This window comes from Nocardia sp. NPDC049149 (assembly GCF_043197455.1).
GTDB lineage: Bacteria > Actinomycetota > Actinomycetes > Mycobacteriales > Mycobacteriaceae > Nocardia.
In genome coordinates this window covers 408,740-424,292 of sequence record NZ_JBICTD010000002.1, presented here as the reverse complement: position 1 = coordinate 424,292, position 15,553 = coordinate 408,740, and the positions used below count along the sequence as shown (strand labels likewise).

Annotated in this window: 15 protein-coding genes; 5 read left to right on the top strand and 10 right to left on the bottom strand. The window is 67.8% G+C overall.

Features of this window, described 5'->3' with window-relative positions; translation table 11 throughout:
- Positions 1 to 70 precede the first annotated feature (70 nt).
- The 4 genes from ACGFNJ_RS07685 to ACGFNJ_RS07670 are packed head-to-tail and all read right to left on the bottom strand — an operon-like array spanning position 71 to position 3,258.
- Positions 71 to 307, bottom strand: coding sequence for a phosphopantetheine-binding protein (locus ACGFNJ_RS07685; RefSeq protein ID WP_393444608.1), 237 nt, complete (start codon positions 305 to 307; stop codon positions 71 to 73).
- 4 nt (positions 308 to 311) lie between these two features.
- Complete coding sequence (locus ACGFNJ_RS07680; protein WP_393444605.1) at positions 312 to 1,850, bottom strand: long-chain-fatty-acid--CoA ligase; 1,539 nt, start codon at positions 1,848 to 1,850, stop codon at positions 312 to 314.
- Positions 1,847 to 2,386 carry an FcoT family thioesterase gene (locus tag ACGFNJ_RS07675; protein ID WP_393444603.1) on the bottom strand — a complete coding sequence of 180 codons (540 nt, stop codon included), beginning with the start codon at positions 2,384 to 2,386 and terminating at the stop codon, positions 1,847 to 1,849. The genes ACGFNJ_RS07680 and ACGFNJ_RS07675 overlap by 4 nt, the downstream gene beginning before the upstream one ends.
- A complete protein-coding gene (locus ACGFNJ_RS07670) occupies positions 2,383 to 3,258 on the bottom strand; it encodes a TauD/TfdA dioxygenase family protein (RefSeq protein WP_393444601.1) in 876 nt (291 codons plus the stop codon). The genes ACGFNJ_RS07675 and ACGFNJ_RS07670 overlap by 4 nt, the downstream gene beginning before the upstream one ends.
- Positions 3,259 to 3,555: 297 nt before the next feature.
- Here ACGFNJ_RS07670 and ACGFNJ_RS07665 point away from each other — a divergent pair, with 297 nt between their 5' ends.
- On the top strand, positions 3,556 to 4,230 hold the full coding sequence (locus tag ACGFNJ_RS07665) for a hypothetical protein (protein WP_393444599.1): 675 nt from the start codon (positions 3,556 to 3,558) through the stop codon (positions 4,228 to 4,230).
- 114 nt (positions 4,231 to 4,344) lie between these two features.
- The gene (locus tag ACGFNJ_RS07660) at positions 4,345 to 4,794 is read left to right on the top strand and encodes an STAS domain-containing protein (RefSeq protein WP_393444597.1); all 450 of its coding nucleotides are present in this window, start codon (positions 4,345 to 4,347) and stop codon (positions 4,792 to 4,794) included.
- Positions 4,795 to 4,855: 61 nt separating this feature from the next.
- Here the strand turns inward: ACGFNJ_RS07660 and ACGFNJ_RS07655 are convergent, their stop codons facing one another.
- A complete protein-coding gene (locus ACGFNJ_RS07655; protein ID WP_393444595.1) occupies positions 4,856 to 5,920 on the bottom strand; it encodes a DoxX family membrane protein in 1,065 nt (354 codons plus the stop codon).
- Between the two features lie 231 nt (positions 5,921 to 6,151).
- Here ACGFNJ_RS07655 and ACGFNJ_RS07650 point away from each other — a divergent pair, with 231 nt between their 5' ends.
- Complete coding sequence (locus ACGFNJ_RS07650; protein WP_393444593.1) at positions 6,152 to 6,436, top strand: hypothetical protein; 285 nt, start codon at positions 6,152 to 6,154, stop codon at positions 6,434 to 6,436.
- A 24-nt stretch (positions 6,437 to 6,460) separates the two neighbouring features.
- Here ACGFNJ_RS07650 and ACGFNJ_RS07645 read toward each other — a convergent pair whose 3' ends face one another.
- The 4 genes from ACGFNJ_RS07645 to ACGFNJ_RS07630 form a co-directional block, all read right to left on the bottom strand.
- Positions 6,461 to 7,333 (bottom strand): alpha/beta fold hydrolase, encoded by an 873-nt coding sequence (locus ACGFNJ_RS07645; protein ID WP_393444590.1) that lies wholly within the window; start codon positions 7,331 to 7,333, stop codon positions 6,461 to 6,463.
- A 99-nt stretch (positions 7,334 to 7,432) separates the two neighbouring features.
- Positions 7,433 to 9,082 carry a class I adenylate-forming enzyme family protein gene (locus ACGFNJ_RS07640; protein ID WP_393444588.1) on the bottom strand — a complete coding sequence of 550 codons (1,650 nt, stop codon included), beginning with the start codon at positions 9,080 to 9,082 and terminating at the stop codon, positions 7,433 to 7,435.
- A complete protein-coding gene (locus tag ACGFNJ_RS07635) occupies positions 9,083 to 10,282 on the bottom strand; it encodes a serine hydrolase domain-containing protein (protein WP_393444586.1) in 1,200 nt (399 codons plus the stop codon). It abuts the gene before it with no gap.
- Positions 10,279 to 11,649 carry a flavin-containing monooxygenase gene (locus ACGFNJ_RS07630; RefSeq protein ID WP_393444583.1) on the bottom strand — a complete coding sequence of 457 codons (1,371 nt, stop codon included), beginning with the start codon at positions 11,647 to 11,649 and terminating at the stop codon, positions 10,279 to 10,281. The genes ACGFNJ_RS07635 and ACGFNJ_RS07630 overlap by 4 nt, the downstream gene beginning before the upstream one ends.
- A 236-nt stretch (positions 11,650 to 11,885) precedes the next feature.
- Here ACGFNJ_RS07630 and ACGFNJ_RS07625 point away from each other — a divergent pair, with 236 nt between their 5' ends.
- Together ACGFNJ_RS07625 and ACGFNJ_RS07620 are read left to right on the top strand one after the other, a co-directional pair.
- Positions 11,886 to 12,515 carry a TetR/AcrR family transcriptional regulator gene (locus tag ACGFNJ_RS07625; RefSeq protein WP_393444580.1) on the top strand — a complete coding sequence of 210 codons (630 nt, stop codon included), beginning with the start codon at positions 11,886 to 11,888 and terminating at the stop codon, positions 12,513 to 12,515.
- Positions 12,516 to 12,674: 159 nt separating this feature from the next.
- Positions 12,675 to 13,451 carry a DUF6319 family protein gene (locus ACGFNJ_RS07620; RefSeq protein ID WP_393444578.1) on the top strand — a complete coding sequence of 259 codons (777 nt, stop codon included), beginning with the start codon at positions 12,675 to 12,677 and terminating at the stop codon, positions 13,449 to 13,451.
- A gap of 1 nt (position 13,452) precedes the next feature.
- On the opposite strand, the gene ACGFNJ_RS07615 is transcribed toward ACGFNJ_RS07620, so the two are convergent.
- Entirely contained in the window at positions 13,453 to 15,387 is a 1,935-nt protein-coding gene (locus ACGFNJ_RS07615) for a diguanylate cyclase domain-containing protein (protein WP_393444576.1), read from the bottom strand.
- Positions 15,388 to 15,553 lie beyond the last annotated feature (166 nt).

Genomic DNA, 15,553 nt, shown 5'->3' with positions numbered 1-15,553 from the left:
GCCTCGCTGGCGCTCAGCTCCGTCGTGCCCGCTGGCCGGCCGTATCTGTGGTTCACTCGCTGACGCTCGCTCACGGCGCGGCCCGCGGCGCGAGCAGCGGCCACCACGCGGTGAGGGTGGGCTGCTCGGCCAGGTCGGCGAAGGCCGGGGCAGCGCCACGTGACTTCCAGCGTTCGATCAGGCCGATCAGCCGCACCGAGTCCAGTCCGGCGGCGAACAGGTCCTCGGCGTCGTTCAGCTCGTGCGGCTCCAGATAGAGCGCCTCGGCGATATCCGCGCGGACGTCGGCATAGGTGAGTGGTTCCATCGCGCTAATTGACCTGTCTCTCGCGGTCGGCCCAGAACCGGTCGCGCAGCTGCCAGCGCAGGATCTTGCCGCTGGGATTGCGGGGAATGCGGTCGAGGAACTCGAAACGCACCGGAATCTTGAACTGCGCCAGGTTCTCCCGGCAGAACGTCATCAGCTCGCGCGCTCTGACCTCCGCGCCGGGGCGACAGGCGACGAACGCGTGCACCGCCTCGCCGAGCGTGTCGTCCGGCACGCCGATCACCGCCGAATCCGCCACGGCCGGATGCTTGGCGAGGACGTTCTCGATCTCGGCGGGGTAGATGTTCTCGCCGCCCACGATGATCATGTCTTTCAACCGGTCTCGGATGTACAGGTATCCGTCGGCGTCGACGTAGCCCGCGTCCCCGGTGTGGATCCAGCCGTCGATCAAGGTGTCGGCGGTGGCCGCGGGCAGCTCCCAGTAGCCGAGCATGGCCGCCGGGGTGCGCAGGCAGATCTCGCCGACCTCTCCGGTCGTCCGCTCGATGCCCGCCGCATCGATGATCCGCACGGACACACCGGGATACGGGCGGCCAGCCGCGGCCAGCCGATGATTGCCGACGACATGCTGTTTCGGCGGAAGACAGATCGCGGTGTTCCCGGTCTCGGTGAGCCCGTAGATCTGCGCGAAGTCGGCGTCGAAGAGCGCCAACGCCTCTTGCAGCAGCGTCTCCGAAATGGGCGACCCGCCATAGACGACCTTGCGTACCGAGCTGACCGTCGCAGCGGCGACACCAGGTTCGCCGATGATCAGCCGCAACATCGACGGGACCACACACAGGGTGGTGATCCGGGCTTCCTCGATGAGCGCTACGGCCGTGCTGCTGTCGAACCGTGGCATCGCCACATTCGTGATGCCAGCAGCGAAACCCTGCATGGCCCACCAGATTCCGCCGACGTGAAAGCCGGGGAGGCCGATCAGGCTGCGGTCGCCGTCCCGGAAGTCGATCCAGTCGAGCCCGGCCGTCGCGAGCGCGTCGGCGATGGCGAAGAAGCTGCGTTGGGCCAGCACAACACCTTTGGGCAGCCCGGTGGTTCCGCTGGTGTACAGCTGGATCACCGCATCGTCGCGGCCGGACGGCGGTGTGTTCGGCTCCGGGTCGGCGGCTTCGGCCAGCCAGCCGGCGAAGTCGGCGCCGTCGAGCCGGACGATCCGAGCCTGCGGCGCGGCGGCGTGCGCGATCTCGGCGGTGTCGGCGTCGACCAGCACCAGCGTGCTGCCCGAGTCTGCGATGATGTGTTCGACTTCCGGCGCGGTCAGCCGGAAGTTGATCGGGACGAGGACTGCGCCGGTGCGGGCGCAGGCGAAGAACAGCGCGTAGTAGTAGACGGATTCCTGGCCGAGGTAGGCCACCCGACTGCCCGCGGCGATCCCGGCGGCGGCGAGTGCGCGGGCGAGCCGGATGCTGTCGCCCCACAACTGCGCGTAGTCGAGTTCGATGCCTGCGCAGGCGATGGCCACGGTGGCCGGACGGTCGCGCGCATGCCCGGCCAGCACCGAGGTCACCGTGCGCGCGGTCATCGGGCGACGCCCAGCGGTTGGGCCGTGGTCACGATGGCCAACCGGACCCGGCCCGCGCAGTGCCCACCGTTGGTGTCCCAGAACCGGAACGAGGTGTCCAGCGAGGTATACGGCGCACCGTCGACGGTGCTCGTCCGTGCCACGCCGCTGTGCAGGGTGAACTCGCCGGTGAATCGCTGCGGGGTGATCGGCCGCCGAAAGGTGCTGTCGAAGCGCGTGATGAGGATGTCGGGCAGCTGGCGGCGCCAGTAGTCGTCCATGGTCCAACCGCTGAACAGCGTGCCGACGTTGTGCCGCACCAGCACCGCGACGGTCTGGTAGAGCAACTGGTTGTAGCAGATGTTCGCCTCGACCGAATTGAGATGCCCGGTCGCGTCGATATAGCAGGACGCCGGAATCTCGAATTCGCCGGTGGCGGTGGCTTGTTCGCCGTGCACCCGGACGCTCGCCGAGCGAAGGTAGCGGCAGTGCGGCTGGTAGCAGCGCAACACGTCCGACAGCAGCGCCGGGTCATTCGCGAACAGCTGCTCGGTCATGCGCGGCCGTCCGCGTCGTCGTACACGGTGACCCGGTGCGAGACCGAGGGTTCGGCGGTGGCGGTGTGCAGCGCCCGATGCACCATGGTGCGGTTGTCCCAGATGAGCAGGTCGCCCCGCTCGAAGGTCTGCAGCCGGATCGCCGGATGCGTCATGGTGTCGTCGAGTTGGCCGGTGGCCGTGAGCAATTCGCGCAGCAGGTCGGGGCGGTCGGTGCCGTCGGCCGCGGTGATGTTCGTGGTGAAGCCCTCGCTGATGTACACCACCGGTTCGCCGGTGTGCGGGTGCGTATGCACTGTCGGCGCGGTGACCGGGGGCGTCTTGCGCTCGATCTCTGCGAGCAGCTCCGAAATGGGCCGGTAGACATCGCTCGGGCGGATCTTGAAATAGCGGTGGACGCTGTGCGTCGCCATCGTGTCTGCGATGGATTGCCGCAGTTCAGGGCTGAGTATCCGGTAGGCGGCGGCGAGGTCGATGAAGTAGGTGCCCCTGTTGTGCGCGGGCACCACCTGCGGGTGGATGAAGGTGAGGTCGAACGCCCTCGGCATGAACTGGTAGTCCGAATGCCAGAACTTTCCGGTCTTCGGCACGCCGACCCGCTGTTCGCCGGTGTCGACATTGGACGAAACGAACACATCGGGCACCTCGGGGTGCGCGTAGATCGGCTCGTAGTACCGCACCGGATCACCGAAACGACTTGCCAGCGCGACGAATTGGTGCGGATCGAGCTCGATCCCCTTGAGCACGGCGATCCGGTCGCGGTAGACGGCGCGCTTGACCGCGCGGATGTCGTCGTGCGATGTGGCGTCGAAATCCTCGACCACCACACCGAAGTCTCCCTGCGGGCTGATCCGCATGGCTGTTCGCTGCATGACCACTTAGTCGGACCACTACGCCCGGTAGTTCCCGGCAATTTCGACGTATTGTCCGAGGTGGCGGTGCCGGTGTGAGCTGGCCGACATTCGACGAGCACCGGTTGCGTGATCGGCAACGCTGGGGCTAGCGTCCTTCCGCGGTACCGCGTACCGCTCTGCACGGCGACCCGACCAGTCTCGGCTGACTCGCCAATATTGCTTCTCTGCAACACCTTTCGTATTCAGCGTGCGCCGTCGAGTGCACCGCGGAGCGCGCGCGGCGGCTGCCGCGTGCCGAGAAGATGAGGGAATCCCATGGGTAGAACAACTTTCGTGACGGTGCTGGTCACGGTGGCCGCCATGATCGGTGCGGCGGGCACCTCGCACGCCGAGGCCGCGACCTCCGAAATCCACTACACCGCAGGCGTGGTCGACAAATCGGTCGTGCTGACCACCGACGCGGGGTCGCTGACCGCCGACAACGGACGTTTCCTGGTGAACGACAGCACCGGCCGAGTCCTCGTGTCGATGCCGCTGACCTATCAGCGCGACGACAAAGTGTGGCCCATCACAGCGACGATCGACGGAAGCACCGCGACGCTGACGCCGAACACCGACCCCGCCGCCGCAAAACCGGCACCGCCGCAGCTGCGCGACATCGCGATTGATCCGCAGTCCACCGACTTCAACACCGCCGTGATGAACTTCGCCACCGTCGCAGGCCTCGGCGTGGCGTTGGGCACCCTGATCGGCACGACCATCGGCGCAGCCATCGGCTGCGTGGCGGGCGGCGCCTTGGTCGGGGCCGCGGCGGCGGTGCCGACGATCGGAGTCCTTGCCGTGCCCGGCTTCCTCGGCGGTTGCCTGGTGACCGGTGCGGCCGCCGCTCCGATCGGTGCCGTCATCGGCACCATCGCCCTCGGTGTCCCCGCGGCGATCATCGGCGGGCTGCTGTTCGCGGGCGCGCTCGGCAAGCAAGCCGCGAGCTGACTTTCATGCTTGCGTACGCATTCTTGCGATAACGCTGCTGTACAGCGCTGACCGGCCGTGCTTCACTTGGTAGACAGGTCTGTCCCGTGGGGCGGCAGACCGAGGAGTCGGCAGATGGCCAGTAATAACGACGGGCAGATCGCCGCCGCGGCTCCGGGCCGGTCGGTGACGAGAGTCCCTGGCATGCTTCGTTTTTCGGTGTGTCGACCGCGTCGCCACATCGCCATGATGCGGGTGGACGGTGAGATCGATCTGTGGACAGCGCCGAGCTTCCGCGATCAGGTGTCACGGGTGCTCGGTGCGCGGTCGTCCGTGGTGGTGCTCGATCTCTCACCGGTCACGTTCTTGGCGGCCGCAGGCCTCCAGGTCCTGGTCGACGCGCAGGCACAGGCCGAAACGACCCGGCGCAGAATGGTATTGATCACCAAGGATCGGTGCGTCGACCGTGCCATCGAGGTCACCGGCCTGGCGCCGAGCTTCCACCGGGTGCGGTCGCTGAATGCCGTGCTGGCCGAGAGTGTGCCGGGGTTCGCCGAGGGCGCGGGATACGAAGAGACGGCGTAGACCTCGGACGCGGGCGGCCTCCGTCCTGCGGAATGCCCCCGCGTCCGAACAGATCTCGAGCTCAGTGCAGCCTTGACTCGACGCGATGCCGCGCGGACTCGGCGAACCGACCACCACGCTTGCGTGCGGTGTCGGCAAGCTCGGGACCACGATCGCGGGCGGCCTCGGCCAGCGCGGCGCCACGTTCCTTTGCCAGCTCGCCTGCCACCTCGGTCCGCTCCCGCGCCAACTCCGCGGCCAACTCCGCTCGTTCCCTGGCGATCTCGGCCCATTCGGCGCCGCGGTGCTTGGCCACATCGGCCAGTTCCGCGCCGCGCTCCTTCGCGAGTTCCGCGAATTCGGCGCCGCGGTGCTTGGCGACGTCGGCCCACTTCGGGCCGCGCTCCTTGGCGAGCTCAGCGAGCTCGGCGCCGCGATGCTTGGCCACGTCCGCCAGTTCCGCCCCACGTTCCTTGGCGGTCTCGGCCAGGGGAGCCGCGTGTTCCTTTGCGGCAGCGGCCCATTCCGGCCCGTGCTGCTGGACGGTCTCGGCGAGCTCGGCACCCTTCGTCGCGGCGACGCTGCCGAAAGAGCTTGCTGCCGAAGCGACTTCGTGTGCCCGGCGACGCAACGCCTCCGCGGTCGCGCCGTCCGACGATCCGGTGAACGGGAGCGCCGCGCTCACGGTGGCGGCCGCGTCCCTGGCGGCCCGCCTGCCACGCCAGCCGAGCGAGGGCTTGCCCTCGGTATCGGCCGCGGCGATCATCAGCCCGCCGAGCAGGCCGAGATCCTTGAGGAAAGCGTTGCGCTTGCTCGCTTTCAGCGCCGGATCCGGTTCGTTCCAGAAGTCCTGTTCGGTGATCGTGGCAGGCACGACCGTCGCCGCCAAGACGAGTGCGGCCAGGCGTGGCGCCTTACCGATCGCAAGCAGCACGCCACCGACGACTTGGGCGCCCGCGTTGACCTTGACGGCGGTGCCAGGATCGCTGGGCAACTTCGCGGCGTACTGCTCGGGCAACTGTCGTTGACCGCGCTGCACCAGTTCGGTCGCTGCCTTGACGCGGGATTCCGGGCGACGCAACGTATCGACACCCTCCACGACGAAGACAGTGGCCAGTAGTGGGCGGGCAAGTCGGCGTAACAACATGACGGATCCCTTTCCTCGACGGCTCTCTTCGACCGGGTTCCCGGAAGGTCTCGCATCAAACCCGGCTGACGGGCGCTAACGGACGTATCGGACTCTGAAACTACACCGAGTAACGGCAAATATCAGGCTAACGATCTGAAGGGTGTTCGAGGTGTTAAACGATCTTCGAACGGTCTACCCGAAGGGAGACCGAAGTCGGTTCCCGCTTTGCTCCGCCGGAGGTACCCCCTGATGAATTCCGATACGGCCCCAACGACTTTCGAAGAGATCGTCGCACCGCTGCCGACCGCGCCGCCCTGTACCTTCCGCTTCGACACCGTCCCGTGCCGACATCGGGCGAATTGGTTCATTCGCAAGCGCGCCTGCTGTCACGCGTCTGGCATCGACTTCATGTGCGATACGTGCCACACACGGATGCGGTGGTTGCTCACGCTCGGCGTCGAATTCGAGTGCACGGGTTGTGGCGCGCGCTCGGACAGCTTCGCCGCGATGTACCCGGCTTCCGGGGAGCTGTGAGCAGGTCGGCCAGCGTGGGTGTGCTCAGGAGCCGCCCGCTGCCTCCGGCATCGCCACCCGGCTGGTCGCCGCGAGGAAATCGGTGATGACCGAGGTGACCCGATCCGGGTCCTCCATCATCGGCAGGTGACCGCAGTCCGCCAGCTCGACCGCGGTGTGCGGGCGCAGCGTCCGGTTGAGCTCGGCGCCTGCGCGCGCCGAGAGGATGCGGTTCTGCTTGCCCCAGAGCGTGCAGATCGGCGGGAACCCCGGCGGCGGGGTGAACGCGTCGAGCGCCGCGAAGGCAGGAAAGTCCTGGACCAGGCCGTCCAGCGCGCGCAGCCTGCCGCGATCGGACCAATGCGCGCGCAGCCGCGGCGAGTTGTACAGCCGCTGGCGGCGACCGCGCGCACCGAGCTGGCTGGCGATGATCAGCGAGACGGCCGGGCCAGGCAGCGCGAGCCTGCGGGCCAGTGGCGCCAGCGGCAGCCGCGCGTCCGCCCAGGCCAGTCCCGCCGACTGCCCGGAGCTGACGGTCTTCGCGGTCAACGGATTGATCAGCACGAGTGCCCGCACCCGCTCCGAGCGCCCCATCGCATAGCTCAGCGAGGTCGCGCTGCCGAGGCAGTTGCCGACCAGTGCGACATCGGTACGGCGGTGCGTCTCCAGGAAGGCGTCGAGCATGGCGACGTAGTCGGCGAGGCGGTAGCCGTCGGCGGGCTGCTCGGAGTCCCCGTAGCCGGGCAGGTCGAGCGCGAAGACCTCGTGCTCGCGCCGCAGTGCCGCGATCTGGTCGTCCCAGATATGGCGTTGGGTGCCCGCGTTGTGCAGGAACACGACCGGCGTGCCGGTGCCCGCGCGCTCGAAGGCCACGGCCCTGCCCCGGTACTCGAAAACCTGATGCTCGGAAATGTCCACGTTGACTCCTTGCGAGCGGCCGGGCGACACAGGTCGCCCGATCGCTCGCAATTTTACGCTGTTGTCCTCGGGTGAGCTCGGGCTTCGGCGCCATCGAGGTCAGACCTCGATGGCGGTGCGCACCACCTTGCCGGTCGCGTTGCGCGGCAAGGCCGTCGCGGTGAGTCGCCAGCGGGCGGGCACCTTGTAGTAGGCGAGCCGCTCCGCGGTGAAGGCGCGCAGCTCCGCCTCGGTGACCGGCGCGCGGTCGTCGATCACGACGAGCGCGGCGACCTGCTGGCCGAGATCGGCGTCGGGAATACCGATCACCGCGCACTCGCGCACCGCGGGATGCTCCTCCAGGCACTGCTCGATCTCGACGGGATAGACGTTCTCCCCGCCGCGCAGGATGAGATCCGAGCGCCGGCCGGACAGGCGCAGCCTGCCGTCGGTGCGCACGCCGATATCGCCGGTGCGCAGCCACCGATCCTCGGTGATGGCCGCCGCGGTGGCCGCCTCGTCTTGCCAATAGCCGAGCATCACATACGAACTGCGTACGCAGATCTCGCCTTCGGTGCCGTCGGGCATCGCGTTGCCCGCGCTGTCGCGGATTTCCACGGCGACACCGAGGACGGGGCGACCCACCGTGTCCGGGAACGCCGCGAGTTCGGCGGGACTGGCCATGGTGGCCGCGGTGCTGCATTCGGTGAGCCCGTAGCTGGTGACCAACGCGGTTCTGGTGATCGGAAGTCGTTCGCGCAGTTGCTGTTGCAGTGCGGCCGAGGACGGCGCCGAGTTCAGCGAGAACGAGTTGAGCGAGGACAGGTCGTAGCCGGACAGGTCCCGCTCGAGCAACCGGGTGGCCATGGTCGGCATGGCGCCCCAGTTGGTGACGCGCTCATCGGCGATCAGGCGCAGCACCTGATCGGCATCGAACGAGCCGCGATAGAGCACCGCGGTGTCGCCGGTCACCAGCCTCGGCACCACCAGGTTGTGCAGGCTGGCGATGTGGAACAGCGGCGAGGTGAGCAGATATATACGGCCGCTGGGCAATTCGGTCGCGCCGGTGAACTCGGCGGCGAGCGCGTCGTTGAACACGTGATAGCCGATGACCGCGATCAGGTTTCGATGCGAGTGCACCGCGCCCTTCGGTCGTCCGCTCGTCCCGCTCGTGTACAGCACCACCGCCGGATCGTCCTCGTCGACGTCCGCGAGTGGGAGTGTGTCGCAGGCGAATTCGTCGATCAGCGCGGGCACATCGTGCTCCATGGTCAGCACCGGAACGCGAATGTCCAACTCCGCGAGCAGCGCAGCGCGTTTCGCGTCGACGACGAGGACGGCGGGCCTGGTGTGCTCGACGCCGTAGGCGACCTCGCGCGGCGCCCACCACGCGTTGTACCCCACCGCGATCGCGCCGAGACACTGTGCGGCCCAGAACGTCAACACCCATTCGGCGGTGTTGGCGGCCAGGATGCCGACCCGGTCGCCCTGTGTGATGCCGTATCGGTCGCGCAACGCCGTGGCCAGCGCGCCGACCGCCGCCGCGTGCTCGGCGAACGACATCCGGCGGTCCTCGGTGACCAGGTAGTCGCGCGCGCCGTGCGCGGTCGACGCGGCGAGCACCGCACCGAGCGATGTCTCCCGATGCCGCAGCACCGGCAGCGGCACCCCGAGCACGTCCTCGACCACCATCTCGCACCGTCCGCCCGGCCCGGTCAACCGGGCGGCCGCCGCGGCGGCGAACGCCTGCGGGTCGAAAGGCTCTGTCATCTATCGCACTTTCTCTTCGGCGCGCACGGCCCCGAACACCGCACGCAGATAGCCGTCGGCCCGCTCCGAACCGATCAGTCCCGGCGCCATCTTGTTCATGGTGTACGCGAAGGTGATTCGGTGGTCGAGATCGTTCACCACCATCGCACCGCCGTAGCCTGCCCACCAGCAGACGCGGCCGTCGGGCACCTCCGGTGCGGTCTGCGGCTGCGGTAGGCCGTAGCCGATGCCGAACCGCAGCGGCACCAGCAGCGCGAGATCGACGCCGTCGGACTGCTGTTCGAAGATCAGGTCGATGGTCTGCTCGGACAGGAACCGCCGCCCGTCGAGCACGCCGCCGCAGGAGACCAGCGACTGCACCCGCGCCACCGAGCGGGCGTTGCCGTGGCCGTTCACCGCGCCGATCTCGGCCGTGCGCCAGGCGGGGCTCGCGGTTTCGGCGATGTCGAGCAGCGGGCTGGTGAGGGTCTTGACCAGGATGCTCTCCTGATCGAGTGCGGCCATGTCGAATTCGAGCATGGGCGGCGGGACGAGGGGCGCGATCCGATGATGGTGCTGTGGCGGGGTGCCGATGTGGAAGTCGGCGCCGAGCGGCCCGGCCAGTTCGGCGGCGAAGAACTCGCCGAGCGTCTGCCCGGTGATGCGGCGGATCACCTCGCCGATCAGATGCCCGTAGTTCAGCACGTGATAGCCGGAGGCGGTGCCGGGCGCCCACCACGGCGGCTGGGCCGCGAGGCGGGCCGCGGCGGCCTCGGCGTCGTAGATTTCGCTCAGCTCGATCGGCGGCTGCCAGCCCGAGACGCCGGAGGTGTGGCCGAGCAGCTGCCGAATCTCGATGTCGCCCTTGCCGTTCGCGGCGAACTCCGGCCAGTAGTGCGCCACCCGCTGCCGCACATCCAGCGCGCCGCGGTCGACGAGCAGCAACGCGCTGAGCGCGGTCATGGTCTTGCTGATCGAGAAGACGTCGACCAAGGTGTCCTCGGTCCACGGCTGCGTGCGCTCGGGGTCGCGATGCCCACCCCAAAGATCGACGACGGGCACGCCGTCCACGGTGACGCAGATCGACGCGCCGAGTTCCGCGCCGGAGTCGAGCTGGGCCGCCAATTCCGTGCGCACGTCCGCGAATTGATCGGCGCAGAAGCCCGAAGTCGGCCCGTCCGTCTCCCTGCCCATCGCGTCGCTACGCGATCCTGAGCTCATCGGATGTCCGCCAGGACGCGAGCGGGCACAGGTAGCGGATTGCCCGCGGCAGCAGCACGTTTCGCGCCATTGGCCATTTCCCGCTGCATGTTTCGCACGTAGGGTTCGAACTCGATCTGGATGGTGTGCCGCGGCGAATCGTAGTAGCGGTCGGATCTGGCGGCCTCGGCCGCGCGGATGGCCGCATTCATCTCCGTCACCGGCGGTGGCAGGTACTTGCCGGTCAGGTAGGCGGCGACGAACTTGCTCTGCTGCTCGGCGAAGTTCACCAGGGTCGGCAGCGGTTGCGCGAGGCCGAGGAAGAACAGGCTCGGCACTCCAGGTTTCATCATGTGCTGGAACAGTGGGAACCGATTCCTGTTGTCCGGCAACAACTCCGGCTCCCGCAGGAACGGGAAGCTGATGTGATACCCGGTGGCGCAGACGATCACGTCCACCTCCTCGGTGCTGCCGTCGGCAAAGCGCACCCGCGGCCCCTCCAGCGCGGTGATGGCCGGTTTGAACGCGATATCGCCACAGCCCGCGCGATGCAGGAATTCCTCGCTCGCGGAGGGATGGGCCTCGAACGGCCGATGATCCGGCTTGGGGAGACCGTAGAACTCCATGTCCCCGCGGAACTTCCGCACGAATCGCTGCTTGAGCTTGAGCGCAACCTTGCGCGGAATCCACGGCGGCACCGATTGTTTGTCACCGACCTTGCCGTGCACGTACTTCGGCAGCACCCAGACGCCGCGCCGCGCCGAGACGGTCAGTTTCGCGGCGAGGAAGCGCTGCGACAGCTCCGAGGCGATATCGAGACCCGAGTTGCCCATGCCGACGACCACGACTCGCTTGCCGCGCATGTCCACCGGATCGAACGGATCGTTGTAGGCATGGCTGTGCAGCAGCACGCCGTCGAATTCGCCTGGGTAATCCGGCAGATTCGGGTCCCAGTGGTGACCATTGCACACGATGAGCGCGTCGTAGGCGCGGGTCATGCCGTCGCTGCTGGTGACGAGCCAGCTGCCGTCGTGCTGCCGCTCGGCCGCGGTGACCTTGGTGTTGAACAGGATCTTGTCGCGCAACCCGAAGTGGTCGACGTAGTCCTTGAAGTACTGGAACAGCTGCGAGTGGTGCGGGAAGTCCGGCCAGTCGGCGGGGACCGGATAGTCCTCGAAGGCCAAGCGCCACTTGGACGTATCGATGTGCAGCGATTGGTAGCAGGCCGACATGCCGTTGGGATTGCGGAAATACCAGTTGCCGCCGACCTCGTCGGAGGCCTCGAAGCAGTCGAACGGAATGCCGTGGTCCTGTAGGCGTTTGGCGGCGGTGATCCCGGACGGGCCCGCGCCGATCACGCCGACGCGGGGGAGTTCGGTTGGAGTCATGCACGTGTCCTCGTACTCGGCGGGCCGTCACCTGCCTGCGGTGGCGCCGCGGCGCCGACACCGTCCGTAGCCGCGCGGGGCCCGGAGTGACGTAGGCAACAAACTAACACTCGGTAGACATAGTGTCTAGTGAATGACATTCTGTCTAGTGAGCGCGGAAGAGCCCGCGCACCCGACTAGACTTGCTCGGCGAAACTCGCACGTCAGCAGAACTTTCGACCGACACGAGGTGGCCGTTGCCGATCAACCCGAACCCGTCGGGCAGCAGCCTGCGCGACGAACAGAAGCTGCAGACCAGGGCCAGGCTCCTGGCCGGAGCCAAGGAGCTGTTCAGCACCCGCGGCTACGCGGCGGTGCGGGTCGACGACATCGCCGCGGCGGTCGGCTGCAGCCGCGCCACCTTTTATCTGCACTTCACCGGCAAGCTCGAGGTGCTGCGTGCGGTCGCGGAACAAAGCACAGCGCCGAGCGCACTGCGCTTCTACGAGGACTTGGATCGGGTGCTCGACACCAGATCGCGCGCCGAGTTCGTGGCCTGGGTGACCCGCGCCATCGCGTGGTTCCACGAATATCGAGATCTGCTGCCCGCCTGGGACGAGGCCACCGCGCTCGAGCCGGAGTTCCGCGAGATCGCCCGCAACGGCATCCTCGCGCTGCCCAACGCCATGCCTTCCTACCTCGCCCGCTGGCCCGCCGAGCGCACCGACGAGGCGCGGCTGCGAGTGGAACTGCTTGTCGCTCAGCTCGAGCGCTTCTTCACCCGTTGGGCGGTGCAGGGCACCATCCACGTCTCGGCCGAGCGGGCCGCCGAGGTGCTCACCGATATCTGGTTCCCCGCGTTGCAGGCGCCGGTCGACGAGGGCTGAGCGGCCGTGGTTGTGCCGAGGCACAGCTGTAGCTCGTGGTTCGCTGACGCGGCGAGCACGGTGTTCTGCGACTCGATTTCGTAGCAGCCTGCAAATCTGTCGGTGCGGTGCGGCATCATCTGTGCACGCAGCCATCCACGAATATTGCTCGGAGTCACCATGCCGTCGCCCAAAACCAAGCCCAAGCCTTTGTCGGACAGTGAGATTGAGCGGATCGCCACCGATATCGCCGGCGGCCGCCCGCCCATGGTGTGGTTCACCGCCGCCGCGGTGGGCGTGCCGGAAGGACGGTCGGGAAAGGTGATCTCGCTCGGCGACCCGGCCGACGGAGATTTCCTGCAGGTCCGGCCTACCGGATCGAAGGATGTACTGTCCTTTTCTCCGACAGAAGTGACGTTGACCAAGCCGCCACGAGGGGCGGCCGTTTCCACTGCCCAGCCGAAGTCGACAACCAGGAAGGAAACACCCGTGACCCAGCCGTCGACCTTGACGAGCACTGCGACACCAACCCCCAGTTCCGTCACGCCGCCACCGGTCGTCCCGAAACCCGTTGCGAGCACACCGGAATCCGACGAACAGGACAGCGGAGCCACCAAGACGCCCGCCGCGAAGCCTGCGCAGACCGGTGCCGCGGCCAAGCCCGCGAAGGCGGCAGCGCGGCCGAAGGCGAAGACCCCCGAGGTCACGGTGACCCTGACCGGCACTGCCGACGGCGAATGGTCCGTCGACGTGGTCAGCGGCAAGAAGCGTGCCGTGCGCGGCCTGGCCGTGCCGAGTTCCGCTGTGGCGCAGGCGGCGAAGATCCTGCATCCCGAGGTGGCCGATGTGGTGGCAGGCATCCTCGACGCGGCACGGGAAGCGCAGGAGGCCAAGGTGCAGCAGCTGCAGGCCGAGCTCGAGGCGGCCAGGAAGCTGCTCGAAGAGCTGGTCGACTAGGTCAGACCGCGGTGCTGGTGGATCTGGTGCCCGCGCGCCAGGTCCGCCGCCGTGCCTCGCTCGAGGTACGGCGACTGGCTTCGTTCGGGAGGTGCCGGGCGGTCTCGAGTGCGGCGGGCCTGGCACTCTCGCCCTGCACGGTGGGCGCGTCGTCGATCGGCATGGGTCGGGCGCTCGCGCCCTGCGCGGTGCGCGGGCCTTCGACCGGCGCAGGGCGATTCATCCCCTGTGGGTATCGGACGCTGTCGGCCTGCGCATGTCCGGTGCCCGCACCCTGCGCGACCCGGAGACCGTCGCGCTGTGCGTATCCGGCGGTGTTCCCGCGCAGGTATTCGACAGGATCGCCTTGTGCGTATTCGACGCTGTCGACCGGGTATTCGGCAGGGTGGTAGTGCTTGAATTCGGCATTGCCACCCGGTCTGTTTCCGGCATTGTCGCCCGGCATGTTTCGCGTGGAATCGCCCTCGGAGTTGTGCGCGTCGTCGTGGAACGCGTAGCCGAGGGTGTATTCCTTCGCGTAATACATCGCCGAATCCGCCTCGCGGATCAGGTCATAGACGGTGAACTCGGTGCCGCCCGGGCAACCGCAGGCAATCCCGATGCTCGCCGTGATCGGAATTTCGCCCGCGCTCAACTCGAATGGCCGCACGAATGCGCCGAGCAGCCGCTCGGCCAATGCCGCGGCCGTGTTCCGGTCGAGCGGGGAGAGCACGACGAATTCGTCACCGCCGTACCGGGCAACCACATCGTCGCGACGCACCACCCGCCGAATTCGCGAGGCGGCGTTGGCGATCAGCTCGTCGCCGACCGCGTGCCCGTAACTGTCGTTCACCATCTTGAAGCCGTCGAGATCGATGAACAGCAGGCCGAGCGGTTGTTCGCCCCAGCGCTCGGTGTTCTGGTTCAGCGCACGCAGCAGCGCCGAGCGGTTCAACAGCCCGGTGAGCATGTCGTGGTCGGCCTGGTACTGCGCGCGCCGCTCGCTGCGCGAACTGCGCACGATGGCGCGCTCGCTGCGCACCAGGACGCCGATGAGCAGCAGCGCGAACAGTGACGACACCACAACACGATCGAGCATGCCGAGCGAGGAACCGACCACAGGAACCAGCGACGCCACGATCAACGCGACCGCGATCAGGCTGGCGCGCTGGCGCGAGCGATGCGGGTGGATCCGCCGCGGTGTGCCGAGACCGGCCATGGTCGGGTGCAGCGCCGCGACGCCGACGGTCGCGTAGGCGGCGAGCATCGGAGCGATCAGTATCTGACGGCCGATCATCGCGGTGCCCGTCGCCGCCTCCATGCTGTAGGCGAGATCGACGACCAGCACCAACGCCAGCCCGAAATGCAGCAGCCGCAGCGAGGTCTCCGCGCGGGTCGAGGTGGCCATCGAATGCGCGACCAGCGTCAACAGCAGCGTGTCGAGCACCGGATAGGCGGCCGCGACCAGCGTGTCCAGCGTGCTGCCTGGCAGTCGCAGGATCGGCGAGATCAGGAACGTCCAACAGGCCAGTAGTGCACTCAGCCCGATCAGTCCGGAGTCGAGCAGCAGGTCGTAGTTGCCGCGAACCTGGCGCGGCCGCAACCAGTTCAGCGCGGCCAGGCCGACGCCGAAGTAGCCGAGCAGGATGAGCGCGTCGTCGATCCGCACCGTGGGATCGACGATGCTGTGCAGCCCGGTCCCGGTCGCGCAGAGCACGGCCGACACCGAAAGCAGATACCAGGGCACCGGATGCGGCGGCCGATGGACGCGCAGGCCGATGCCGATCATGACGAGCGTGCCCGCGAGCACCGCCGCCATCATCGACAGCGACAGCACCGGGGAATCGGCGGTGGTGTGCACCGCGATCGCGACCGCGCTTCCCCCCAGAAGCAGTGCGTACCAGCGTGTCTTGAAGCTATGTCGCTGGAATGCCGACGGTACTTCGCTGACTGTCATCAGCCCCCCTTGGTCGCTCCATCCCCTGTGAACCTGAACCGGGCCGCGCAGTAGGTTTATGTCTTTCCGTCACTGCGCCGTTAACGATCGGACTTCTACGATCGTCGTGCCTCGGACACCGGCTCGAATGCTGTCGGTGACCGAGAACCGAGTGGTGCATGAGCCG